At 76.4% G+C, this 11,798-nt stretch carries 8 protein-coding genes; 6 read left to right on the top strand and 2 right to left on the bottom strand.

Annotation, left to right across the window (positions count from 1 at the left end; genetic code table 11):
* Window positions 1-10 precede the first annotated feature (10 nt).
* Complete coding sequence (locus ACPCUX_RS18565; RefSeq protein ID WP_423389372.1) at window positions 11-2,710, bottom strand: GH92 family glycosyl hydrolase; 2,700 nt, start codon at window positions 2,708-2,710, stop codon at window positions 11-13.
* Window positions 2,711-2,909: 199 nt separating this feature from the next.
* Window positions 2,910-4,283, bottom strand: a complete 1,374-nt coding sequence (locus ACPCUX_RS18560; RefSeq protein ID WP_423389371.1) for a glutamyl-tRNA reductase — start codon at window positions 4,281-4,283, stop codon at window positions 2,910-2,912.
* A 176-nt stretch (window positions 4,284-4,459) separates the two neighbouring features.
* On the opposite strand from ACPCUX_RS18560, the gene hemE reads away from it, so the two are divergent.
* The 6 genes from hemE (at window position 4,460) to hemL (ending at window position 11,791) form a co-directional block, all read left to right on the top strand.
* Entirely contained in the window at window positions 4,460-5,488 is a 1,029-nt protein-coding gene (gene hemE / locus ACPCUX_RS18555; protein ID WP_423389373.1) for a uroporphyrinogen decarboxylase, read from the top strand.
* Window positions 5,485-6,957 carry a protoporphyrinogen/coproporphyrinogen oxidase gene (locus ACPCUX_RS18550; RefSeq protein ID WP_423389370.1) on the top strand — a complete coding sequence of 491 codons (1,473 nt, stop codon included), beginning with the start codon at window positions 5,485-5,487 and terminating at the stop codon, window positions 6,955-6,957. Before hemE ends, ACPCUX_RS18550 begins: the two co-directional genes overlap by 4 nt.
* Before the next feature lie 148 nt (window positions 6,958-7,105).
* Entirely contained in the window at window positions 7,106-8,233 is a 1,128-nt protein-coding gene (hemC, locus tag ACPCUX_RS18545; RefSeq protein WP_391513650.1) for a hydroxymethylbilane synthase, read from the top strand.
* Complete coding sequence (locus ACPCUX_RS18540) at window positions 8,230-9,348, top strand: uroporphyrinogen-III synthase (protein WP_423389369.1); 1,119 nt, start codon at window positions 8,230-8,232, stop codon at window positions 9,346-9,348. Before hemC ends, ACPCUX_RS18540 begins: the two co-directional genes overlap by 4 nt.
* Window positions 9,345-10,379, top strand: a complete 1,035-nt coding sequence (gene hemB, locus ACPCUX_RS18535; RefSeq protein WP_171467280.1) for a porphobilinogen synthase — start codon at window positions 9,345-9,347, stop codon at window positions 10,377-10,379. Before ACPCUX_RS18540 ends, hemB begins: the two co-directional genes overlap by 4 nt.
* Window positions 10,376-11,791 (top strand): glutamate-1-semialdehyde 2,1-aminomutase, encoded by a 1,416-nt coding sequence (hemL, locus tag ACPCUX_RS18530; protein ID WP_396049549.1) that lies wholly within the window; start codon window positions 10,376-10,378, stop codon window positions 11,789-11,791. Before hemB ends, hemL begins: the two co-directional genes overlap by 4 nt.
* Window positions 11,792-11,798 lie beyond the last annotated feature (7 nt).

The raw sequence follows: 11,798 nt of genomic DNA, 5'->3' as shown, positions 1-11,798 counted from the left end.
GGCGCGGCGGTCAGCCGCAGGCCAGCGCGTCGTACGCGTCGACCGTCGTCGTCGTGCCGTCCGCGGCGACGACCGTGACGGTCGCCGTCCCGGCCTCGAGGGACGTCGCGCGCGTCGTGAACGACTGGTAGGCGCTCCTGCCCGGCTGCACGTGCCGGACCGTCCGCTCGCCGAACGGCGTCGCGAGGGTCACGTCCACCGGCATGTCGGCCGTGCTGGTCGCGCGGACCGCGACGAACGCCCGGCCGCCGAGGCAGCGCGCGCTCGCCTCGACCTGGACCGGCGCGGGCGGCGCGACGGCGGAGACCGACGGGATGCGGTCGGCCGCACCGGTGCCCCACGTGAGGCCCGCGCTCGTGTCGGACAGGTCGAAGTCGAGCGTGCCGCCGTCCTGCAGCGCCGCGACGTCGAGCCACGCGGCGGTGTGCGCGACGCCGTCGACCTTCAGCCCGGCGACGTAGCTCGGAAGCTTCTCGTTCGCGCCCGCCGCGTCGATGCGCAGCGTCGCCCCGGCGTCGGTCGTGAGCGTCGCGGCCTGCACCTTCGGCGCGTTGAGCGCGAGGATCCCCGAGCCCGGCATGACGGGCTCGAACCCGAGCGACGCCATGACGTACCAGGCGGCGAGCGTGCCGAGGTCGTCGTTCCCGACGCCGCCGCCCGGGGTGTCCGGGAAGCGGTTGAGGTTCGCGGCGAGGACGTCGTTCGTCTTCCACGGCTGGCCCACGTAGCCGTAGAGCCACGCGTTCATGATCGTCGGCTCGTTGCCCGGGTTGTAGCGGATGGTCGTGTAGTACGAGCTGCCGCCCTTGGCCCACGTGCTCGGCGAGACGCCGGGGTTCGCGGCGAGCGCCGGCTGGTCGAAGTAGTAGTCGAGACGCTCGACGAAGCCGTCCTCGCCGCCCATGACCTCCTGGAGGCCCGTGACGTCCTGCGGCACCATCCACTGGTACTGCCACGGCACGCCCTCGTGGAAGCCGGAGCGCGTGACGTCCGTCAGCTCGGGCAGCGTGACGAACTCGCCCGTCGGGCGCTTCGCGTTGACCATGCCCTGGAAGCCGCCGGAGAGCTCGACGTCCGGGTTCCAGAGGTTGCGCCAGTTGCGACCCTTGTCGAGGAACGCCTGGCCGCCCTCGCGGCCCGTGCGCTCGGCCGCGGCGCCGAGGCTCGCGTCGGCGAGCGCGAGCTCGAGCGTCGCCGAGCCGCCGTGGCGGTACTCCTCGAACTGGCCGCCGAGGCCGCCCTCGTTCTCGGGGTAGAACGGCACGTGGCCGTGCTCGGCGTAGAACTCGGTGCTGCGCCGCCCGACGGACGCGACGTCGTCCGGCGGGGTCGTCGTGGCGTTCTCCACGAGGTAGTCCCACAGCTCGTCCGCGATGTCGTCGGGGACGGTGCCGAGCGCGAAGTTCTCCGCGAGCCAGGGCGTCACGGGGTCGCCCGCCATGATGTTGGTCTCCAGCGCGCCGAGCGACCAGCGCGGCAGCCAGCCGCCCTCGACGCGGTGCTGGTACATCGAGCGCACGATGTCCTGCGCGCGCTCGGGCAGCAGGAGCGCGTGCAGCGTCGCCTGCGTGCGGTACGTGTCCCAGAGCGAGAAGTTCTGGTAGTAGTCCCAGCCGTCGGCCTGGTGGACCTCGAGGTCCATGCCGCGGTACCGGCCGTCGACGTCGCTGCCGATCGTCGGGGACAGCAGGGTCTTGTAGAGCTGGGTGTAGAAGATCCGGCGCTGGTCGGGCGACGCGTCGATCGCGGCACGGCCCAGCTCGGCGTTCCACGCGTCGCGGGCCTCCTCGCGCACGGTGTCGAACGCGACCTGCCCGCCCTCGTCGGTGGCCTCGGCCGCGCGGTTGGCCCGCGCGCCGTCGACGCTCACGAACGACACGCCCACGCTCACCTCGACGTCGCGGTCGGTCGTGGTGTCGAACACCGCGACGGCGCCGTTGTTGCCGCCCGCGACCTCGCTCGTCGTGGAGCCCGCGACGTAGCGCGCGTCGGTGCCCCACGTGCCGCTCGACGCGACCGGACGGTCGAACGTCGCGCTGAAGAAGTACCGCTGCTTGTCGGGCGTGCCGCCGCAGAAGCCGCCGTTGTCGACCCAGCCCTCGAGCGTGCGGTCGTCGACCCACGTCACGGAGCTCGCACCGGCGTCGCGCAGGGTCTGGCCCACGTTGAACGACAGGTGCGACGTCGTCGAGGCGGGGAACGTGTAGCGGTGCGCGCCGACGCGCGTGGTCGCGCTGAGCTCGGCGTGCACGTCGTTCGCGAGGGTCACCTCGTAGAACCCGGCCGACGCGCGCTCGGTGCTCTTCTGGTCCTTGATGGCGATGAAGGAGCGCGACGTGCGCGGGGTGGTGCTCGTGTCCGGCGTGACGAGCAGCTCGCCCGCCGCGGGGCAGCCCGCGCTGTTCACGTGCCGGTGGCTGAAGCCCCACACGCGCCCGGCGTTCGTGCTGTACGACGTCGAGGCGTAGGAGTTGGTGTTGTCCGGGCTGAGCTGGACCATGCCGAACGGCACGGTCGCGCCCGGGTAGGCGTTGCCCTCGCTCTCGGTGCCGACGAACGGGTTGACCTCGAGCGTGAGGTCGTCGCTCGCGGCGGCGGTGACGGTGCCCTCGTCGGCGGGGGCGGCGCCCGCGGCGGCGGGCAGCAGCGTGCCCGGCACGACGGCGAGCGCGAGCCCTGCGGCGAGCAGCGCGAGTCGTGGTCGTCTCATGCCATGTCCTCTTCGACGTGCGACCGGGCGTCGTCGCCCGGGGCGCCTCGGGGCCGTCGGTCAGTCGCCGCCCGGGCCGCTCGTGGCGGGGCGACGGTGCTCCTGGTCGACGACGGGCGTCCGTCGGCCACCCTCTCCCGGCTATGACTGCGCTGTCAATCGCGTGCCCGAGGCAGCGGGTCCGTCGAGCGGACGGGGCTCAGCGTGCGGCGGCGGCCTCGTGGACGAGCGCCTGGGCGTCCGCGACGACCGCGCGCTCCTCGGCCTGCGCCGCCGCGACGGCCTCCGCACGGGCCGCGACGATCGCGCGGTGCAGGTCGGCGTGCACGCGGCGGCGCACGCCGCGCGCGATCTCGTCGGCCTCGTCCGGCTCCACCGGGTCGCCGTCCGCCTCGCGCAGCGCGACGACGTCGGCCACCTCGAGCGCGACGCGCCGCTCGGCGTCGGCCAGCAGGGCGACGACCGCCGTGTCCGCCGCTCGCCCGAGGCGCGTCTCCTCGAACGCCCGCGTCGCCTCGTCGACGATCGTGCGGGCCTGCGTCACGAGCTCGGACGCGATCGACGGCGAGTGCGCCGCGAGCGTCGCGAGGTCGTACAGGAGCACGCCCTCGACGTCGGCCACGCGCGGGTCGACGTCGCGGTGCAGCGCGAGGTCGAGCACGACCGTCGGGCGCGCGACGGGCTCGTCGCCCGCCCGCACCGCGGCCCGCTCGCGCGCCCGCACTACCGCGGCCGCGTCGAGCACGTGCTCGATCGCCTGCTCGCGCCGCTCGGGGCCCGGGCGCGCGGCGTCCGCCGCGAGCGCCCGACCGCGCGCGCCGCTGCACGACACCACGAGGTCCGCGTCCTCGAGCGCCACGACGAGGTCCGTCACGGCCTCCACGCCGCGCGCGGCGGCGAACTCCTCGGCGCGGCCGGACTGCGAGTAGACCCGCACGTCGTCGCACCCGAGCGCCCGCAGCGCGGCGAGGCTCGCGCCCGCGTACGACCCGGTGCCGATGAGGACGGCGCGGACCTGCGGCCACGGCGGCAGCTCGGCGGCGGCGAGGTCGAGCCCGAGCGCGACGACGGAGCGACCGGCCCCGCCGAGCGTCGTGTGCGTGCTGACCTTCTTGGAGGTGCGCGACGCCGTCTGAAAGAGGAGCTCGAGCGTCGAGGACGTCACGCCGTCGGCGTGCGCGGTCTCGAGCGCCCGCTTGACCTGGCCGGCGATCTCGCGCTCCCCCACGACCATCGAGTCCAGGCCCGACGCGACGGCGAACAGGTGCTCGGCGACCTCGGTCCCGGCGCGCGTGCGGAACGACGCGAGCGCCTCCGCCACCTCCACGCCCGACGCCTCGGCGACCATGCGCGCGACGTGCTCGGTCGCGTGCTGCACGCCGGTGCCGTCGAGGGGGGCGTCCACGTCGAGGTACAGCTCGAACCGGTTGCACGTCGCGAGGACGACCGCACCGGTGATCACGTCGCACGCCGCGACCGCGGAGCCGCCGATCGAGTGCGCCCCGGTGGAGAGTCGTTCCAGGGCGTCGAGGTCCAGCTCGTGGTGGCTGGCCGTGAGGGAGAGAAGAGCCACAGTGCCTCCGATTTAATCATTCCCCCGGGAGAGAGGCAGAATCGGTAGCTGTGATTCCTGTCGCCCTTTCCCCGGGCCATCCCCTGACCGACGGCCGCACGGACCGTTCCCCGCTCGTGCAGGCCCTGCGCGCGGGCACGACCGGAAAGCGCCCGGAAATCACACCCGTGTGGTTCATGCGCCAGGCCGGTCGCTCGCTGCCGGAGTACCGCGTCGCGCGCGAGGGCGTGAGCATGCTCGACTCGTGCCTGCGCCCCGACCTCGCGTCCGACATCACGCTCCAGCCGGTGCGCCGGCACCGCGTGGACGCGGGCATCTTCTTCTCGGACATCGTGGTCCCGCTGCGGCTCGCGGGCGTCGAGGTGGAGATCGCGCCGGGGGTCGGCCCCGTCATGGGCCAGGCGTACCGCACGCCCGACGACGTGGCCCGGCTCGTGGAGAGCGAGCTCACCGAGGACGCGCTCGCCCCGATCCGCGAGGCCGTCGCGCTGACGGTCGACGCGCTCGGCACGACGCCCCTCATCGGGTTCGCCGGGGCGCCGTTCACCCTCGCCGCCTACCTCGTGGAGGGCCGGCCGTCGCGCGACCACCTCGCGGCGCGCGCCCTGCTGCGCGGCGACCCGGAGACGTGGCAGCGCCTCGTCGACTGGGCGGCCGACCTCACCGGCACGTTCCTGCGGACGCAGGTCGAGGCGGGCGCGAGCGCGGCGCAGCTCTTCGACTCGTGGGCCGGCTCGCTCTCGCTCGCGGACTACGCGGCCGGCGCCGCCCCGGCGAGCACGCGCGCGCTCACCCACGTCGCGGACCTCGGCGTGCCCGTCGTCCACTTCGGCACGGGCACGGGGCACCTGCTCCCCGCCATGCGCGACGCCGTCACCGCGGCCGGGGTGCAGGACGTCGCCGTGGGCGTCGACTACCGCACGCCGCTCGACGACGCCGCCCGGCTCCTCGCCGAGGGCCACGCCCCCGTGCCGGTGCAGGGCAACATCGACCCCGCGCTGCTCGCCGCGCCGTGGGACGTGCTCGAGGCGCACGTCCGGGACGTCGTGCGCCGCGGACGCACGGCCCCGGGGCACGTGGTCAACCTCGGCCACGGCGTCCCGCCGGACACCGACCCCGACGTGCTGACGCGCGTCGTCGCGCTCGTCCACGCGCTCGCGGACGACGCTCCCGACGCCGCCACCGAGGAGGCGACCCGACGGTGAGCACCGAGCCGACGACGCCCCGTCCGCCCGCACCCCCCGCACCGGAGGGGGTCGAGACCGCGGACGCGGTCGTCGTCGGCGCGGGCGTCGCCGGGCTCACCGCCGCGCGGACCCTGCGCGCGCAGGGGCTGCGCGTCGTCGTGCTGGACGCCGCCGAGGTGCCCGGCGGGCCGGTCCGCGGCGGGGAGCTGCCCGGCCTCGACGGCGTGCGCGTCGACCTCGGGGCCGAGTCGTTCGCGGCCCGCGGTACGGCCGTCGGCGACCTCGTGCACGAGCTGGGGCTGGACGTCGTCGAGCCGTCGGGCGCGGGCGCGTGGGGCTACGCCGCCGGGCACGCCTACCCCCTGCCGCGCGCGGGCGTCCTCGGCATCCCCGCGGACCCGTGGTCGCGCGACGTGCGCCGCGCCGTCGGCCTCGGCGGGTCGCTGCGCGCGAGCCTCGACCGGGTGCTGCCCCGCAAGTTCACCGACCTGCGGACGCTCGAGACGTTCGCGCGGTCCCGCATGGGGGCGCGCGTGACCGAGCGGCTCGTCGCGCCGGTCGCCTCCGGCGTGCACTCCGCCCCGCTCGACCGGCTGGACGTCGCGGCGGTCGCGCCCGGGCTGCGCGAGGCGTTCGAGCGCGAGGGGTCGCTCGCGCGCGCCGTCGCGTCGATGCGCGCCCTCGCCCCCGCCGGGTCGGCCGTGCGCGGCATCGACGGCGGGATGCACCGGCTCGTCGAGGGGCTCGTCGCGGGGACCGACGTCCGGCTGCGCCACGAGGTCACGGGGATCTCGCGCACCGCAGCCCCCGACAGCGGGCCCGGGACCTGGCTCGTGCGCGCCGAGGCCCCGGGCGGCCCGGTCGACCTCGCCGCGCCGCGCCTCGTCGTGACGACCCCGGCGCTCGTCGACGCGCTCGGCCCGCTCGTCGGGACGGCGGCCGACCTCCTGCCGGACCCGGAGCCCGGCGCGGACGTGCGGCTCGTGACGCTCCTGCTGCGCGCGCCCGAGCTCGACGACGCCCCGCGCGGGACCGGCCTGCTCGTCGCCCCGCCGCACCGCGACGCCGGGCGCGCGGCGCCGCCGTCGGACGTCGAGGCCAAGGCGCTCACGCACTCGACCGCCAAGTGGCCCTGGCTGCGCGACCGCGTCCGCGCCGCCGCCGGGCCGGGGCACCACGTGGTGCGCCTGAGCTACGGGCGCATCGGCGCGACGACGGAGCCGGACCTCGACCGCGTCGTCGCGGACGCGTCGCGCCTCTTCGGCGTCGACCTGCACGGGCGCGTCCTGGGCCACGTCGTCACGCGGTGGAACGGCGCGCTGCCCCCGCCCACGCCCGCGTTCCGGCGCGAGGTCGCAGCGTTCGTCGCGCGCGTGGACGCCGTGCCCGGGCTAGCCGTGACCGGCGGCTGGATCGCCGGGACGGGGCTCGCGTCGATCGTCGGCCACGCACAGGAATGTGCCCGCAGCCTCGCGGCCGCGGGGTGAGGGAATCCTCACCGGATTGCGCGCCGGAATAGTCCCGAGAATTCCCCGCGAAATGACCTGACACATTGTCCGCAACTTCCTGACCGGGCGTCAGGACCACGTCACTCCCCGCATCATTCCCGCGCTGTGACGTGCACATTTTCGTGGAATGCCAAAGTGGGGAGAGACTGGTTCCGTGAGTCCTGCAGGTACGACGCCCCTCCGCGTGGGCACGCGCGGCAGCGCCCTCGCGACGACCCAGACCGGCCACGTCGCCCGCCGCCTCGAAGAGCTGACCGGCCGCGACGTCGAGATCGTGCGCATCCGCACCGACGGCGACGTGCTCACCGGCTCGCTCGCCCAGATGGGCGGCACGGGCGTCTTCGTGACCGCGCTCCGCGAGGCGCTGCTCGACGGCCGGTGCGACGTCGCGGTGCACTCCCTCAAGGACCTCCCGACCGAGCCCGCGCCGGGGCTCACCGTCGTCACGCCCGAGCGCGAGAACCCGCGCGACGTCCTGTGCGCGCGCGACGGCCTGACCATCACGACGCTCCGGCGCGGCGCCCGCGTCGGCACCGGGTCGCCACGGCGCGCCGCGCAGCTCCGGTCCGTCCGGCCCGACCTCGACGTCGTCGACATCCGCGGCAACGTCGACACGCGCCTCGCCCGGGCGCTCGGCGAGGAGGCCGACCTCGACGCCGTCGTGCTCGCGTACGCGGGGCTCGCCCGCCTCGGCCGGCTCGAGGCCGTGTCCGAGGTGATCGACACCGCGATCATGGCGCCCGCCGCCGGGCAGGGCGCGCTCGCCGTCGAGGTGCGCACGTCGTCCCTCGACGACCCGGTCCTCGCCCGCGCCCTGCACGACCTCGACCACGAGCCCACGCGCCTCGCCGTGCTCGCCGAGCGCGCGCTCCTCGGCCGGCTCGAGGCCGGGTGCGCGGCCCCCGTCGGCGCGCACGCCGTCGTGGAGGACGGCGACGTGGCCCTGACGGCCGTCGTCGCGCGGGTCGACGGCGCCGAGCAGCTCACGCACTCCGCGCGCGCCGCGCTCCCCCCGAGCACCGGGTCGCTGGCCGCCGCCGCGACCGCCCGGGACGACGTCGCGCGCGGGCTGGGCGCCCGCGTCGCCGACGCGCTCCTCGCCGACGGCGCCGCGCGCCTCGCGCCGCTGCGCGAGACCGGGGCGGGCACCCCTGTCCTCGACGCCCCCGCCGTGGAGGCCCCGGCGACCGACCGCGCCGTGGAGGCTGCCCGCGAGCAGCTCCGCGACGGCGGCTACCGCGGCGCGGCGGAATGAGCCCCGGACCGCTGCGCGACCCGTCGCGGGGACCCGCGCCCGTGGTGCCCCCGCTCCCGGCGCGCGGCGCGGCGGGCGCCGTGAACGCTGTCGACGCCGCGAAGACGGTGGACGCCGTGGACGCCGTGGGGCCGGGGGACGACCTGGACGCGGCCCGCCGAGCCGACGCGCTCGCCGGTCGGACCGTCCTGGTCCCGCGTGCGCCCGAGCGCGCCGCGGGCCTCGCGGCGACGCTCCGCGGCGCGGGCGCCCACGTCCTCGTGAGCCCGGCGATCGAGCGCGCGCCCGTCGAGGACACCGCGCCCGTCGACGGCGCCCTCGCCCGCCTGCTCCACGGCGACTTCGCGTGGGTCGTCGTGACGAGCGTCAACGCGATCGACGAACTCCTCGCGAGCGCCGCCCGCCAGGGCGTCGACCTCGGCGACGCCGCGCGCCGGGCCCGCTGGGCCGCCGTCGGGCCCGCGACGCGCCGCGCCCTGGAGGCGGTCGGCGTCACCGTCGAGCTCGAGCCCGACGAGAACTCCGCCCGCGGCCTCGTCGCCGCGTTCGCAGCCCTCCCCCCGTCGGACCAGACCTCTACCTCGGCCGACCAGGCCTCTACCTCGGGGGACCACGGCTCTACCTCGGGGAACCAGGGCTCTACCTCGCGAGGTAGAGGTGTGGTCCTGCTGCCGCAGGGGGACCTCGCCGCGCCGACGATGCACGACGGCCTGCACGACCTCGGGTACGTCCCGCACGTCGTCACCGTCTACCGCACCGTCACGCACACGCTCGCGCCGGACGTCGTCGCGGCGTGGCGCGCGGGCGCGGTGGACGCCGTCGTGCTCACCTCGGGGAGCGTCGCGCGCGAGGTCGCGCGGCAGCTCGGCCCGCGCGACGACGTCGTGGGCGTCGCGATCGGCGACCCGACCGCCCGGGCCGCGCGCGACGTCGGGCTGCGGCTCGATGCCGTCGCGGAGCGCCCGACCGACGCCGCGCTGGCCGCCGCGCTCGTCGGCGCGCTCGCCGCCACCGGTCCCTCCACCCGCACGACCGCCGAGCCCGACGACCCGGCCGCTCCCCCGGCGGCCGGCACGACCGGCGTCGACCCGACCACCGAAGGAGACCCCTCGTGACCCACCAGCTCCCCGTCGGGCACCACCGGCCGCGCCGTCTGCGCACGAGCCCGCGCGTGCGGCGGCTCGTCAGCGAGACGCGCGTGCACGCGTCCGACCTCGTGCTCCCCCTGTTCGTCAAGGAGGGCCTCGACGCGCCGCGCCCCATCTCGTCGATGCCGGGCGTCGTGCAGCACACCGAGGCGACGCTCGCGGACGCCGTGCGCGACGCCGCGCGCGCCGGGGTCGGCGGCGTCATGCTCTTCGGCATCCCGGCCGAGCGCGACGCGACCGGCACCCAGGCGGACGCCGAGGACGGCATCCTGCAGCGCGGCATCCGGGTCGCGGTCGAGGCGGCGCGCGAGCACGCGAACGGCGGGCCGGTCGTCATGGCGGACACGTGCCTCGACGAGTTCACCGACCACGGGCACTGCGGCGTGCTGGCCGAGGGCCGGGACGGGGGCGTCGTCGTCGACAACGACGCGACGCTCGACCGCTACGCCTCGATGGCCGTCGCGCAGGCGCGGGCGGGCGCGGACGTCGTCGCGCCGTCGGGCATGATGGACGGCCAGGTCGCCGTGATCCGCGAGGCGCTCGACGCCGCCGGGTTCGACGACGTGGGCATCCTCGCGTACTCCGCGAAGTACGCGAGCGCGTTCTACGGGCCGTTCCGCGAGGCCGTGGACTCGGCGCTCCAGGGCGACCGCCGCACCTACCAGATGGACGCGGGCAACGCCCGGGAGGGCCTGCGCGAGGCCGACCTCGACCTCGCCGAGGGCGCGGACATGGTCATGGTGAAGCCCGCCGGGTCGTACCTCGACGTGCTCGCGGCGGTCGCGGAGATGTCGGCGGTGCCCGTCGCGGCGTACCAGGTGTCGGGCGAGTACGCGATGATCGAGGCGGCCGCGGCGAACGGCTGGATCGACCGGCGCGCCGCCGTCACGGAGTCGGTGCTCGGCATCAAGCGCGCCGGCGCGGACGTGATCCTCACCTACTGGGCGACGGAGCTCGCGGGCTGGCTGGACGAGAACGACGGAAGGACGCGGGCATGACGGACACGGGCGGTTTCGGGACGGCGGAGGCCGTGCAGGCGCAGGACGCCGCGCTGTTCGGCGCGCCGGGCGCGGGCGGGGCGGACAACCACGCCGCGTTCGTGCGCGCGCAGGGCGTGCTCCCGGGCGGCGTCAGCTCGCCCGTGCGCGCCTACGGGTCCGTGGGCGGCGACCCGCGGTTCCTCGCCTCGGCGCGCGGCCCGTACGTGACCGACGTCGCGGGCCGCGAGTACGTCGACCTCGTGTGCTCGTGGGGCCCGGCCCTGCTCGGGCACGCCCACCCCGACGTCGTCGCCGCGGTCCAGGAGGCGGCGGCCCGCGGGCTGTCGTTCGGCGCGCCGACGCTCGGCGAGGTCGAGCTCGGGGAGGAGATCCGCCGCCGGGTGCCCGCCGCGGAGCGCGTGCGCCTCGTGTCCACGGGCACGGAGGCCACGATGACCGCGATCCGCCTCGCGCGCGGCGTGACCGGGCGCGACGTCGTCGTGAAGTTCGCCGGCTGCTACCACGGGCATGTGGACGCGCTGCTCGCCGAGGCGGGGTCCGGCGTCGCGACGCTCGCCCTGCCCGGCTCGGCCGGGGTCACCGAGGCGACGGCGGCCGAGACGCTCGTGCTCCCGTACAACGACCTCGCGGCCGTCGAGGCGGCGTTCGCGGAGCGCGGCTCCGAGATCGCGGCCGTCATCACCGAGGCGTCGCCCGCGAACATGGGCGTCGTCCCGCCCGCGGAGGGCTTCAACGAGGGCCTGCGCCGCATCACGGCGGCGCACGGCGCGCTGCTGATCCTCGACGAGGTGCTCACGGGCTTCCGCGTCGGGCCGAGCGGCTGGTGGGGCCTCGAGAACGCGGTGCTGCGCGGCCAGGGCGCGGACGGCTACACGCCCGACCTGTTCACCTTCGGCAAGGTCGTGGGCGGCGGGATGCCCGTCGCCGCGGTCGGCGGACCGGCGGCCGTGATGGACCAGCTCGCGCCGCTGGGACCCGTCTACCAGGCGGGCACGCTCTCGGGGAACCCCGTCGCGGTCGCGGCGGGCCTCGCGACGCTGCGGCTCGCCGACGAGACGGTGTACGCGCGCGTGGACGAGGTCGCGGGCGTGCTGTCGGCGGCGGTGAGCTCCGCGCTCGACGCCGCGGGCGTGCCGCACCGCGTGCAGCGCGCGGGCTCGCTCTTCTCCGTGATGTTCGGCGAGCTCGCCGCGACCGCGGGGGTGCGCGACTACGCGCAGGCCCAGGCGCAGGAGTCGTTCCGGTACCGCGCGTTCTTCCACGCGATGCTCGACGCCGGGGTCAGCCTGCCGCCGTCGGTGTTCGAGGCGTGGTTCGTCTCGGCCGCCCACGACGACACCGCCGTCGCCCGCATCCTCGACGCGTTCCCCGCCGCCGCCCGCGCGGCCGCGGAGGCCCGCCCCGCCTGACGGCGCC

This window comes from Cellulosimicrobium sp. AB352 (assembly GCF_049538415.1).
Lineage (GTDB): Bacteria > Actinomycetota > Actinomycetes > Actinomycetales > Cellulomonadaceae > Cellulosimicrobium > Cellulosimicrobium funkei.
Note: the sequence above shows the minus strand (reverse complement) of the source record. Positions and strands in the feature narration are given on the sequence as shown.

Excerpts from the sequence above, each read along its gene's own strand:
- hemC (WP_391513650.1), top strand. The coding sequence starts at position 7,106 with ATGCCAAAGTGGGGAGAGACTGGTTCCGTGAGTCCTGCAGGTACGACG.
- ACPCUX_RS18565 (WP_423389372.1), bottom strand. The coding sequence starts at position 2,710 with ATGAGACGACCACGACTCGCGCTGCTCGCCGCAGGGCTCGCGCTCGCC.
- hemE (WP_423389373.1), top strand. The coding sequence starts at position 4,460 with ATGCGCCAGGCCGGTCGCTCGCTGCCGGAGTACCGCGTCGCGCGCGAG.
- ACPCUX_RS18540 (WP_423389369.1), top strand. The coding sequence starts at position 8,230 with ATGAGCCCCGGACCGCTGCGCGACCCGTCGCGGGGACCCGCGCCCGTG.
- hemL (WP_396049549.1), top strand. The coding sequence starts at position 10,376 with ATGACGGACACGGGCGGTTTCGGGACGGCGGAGGCCGTGCAGGCGCAG.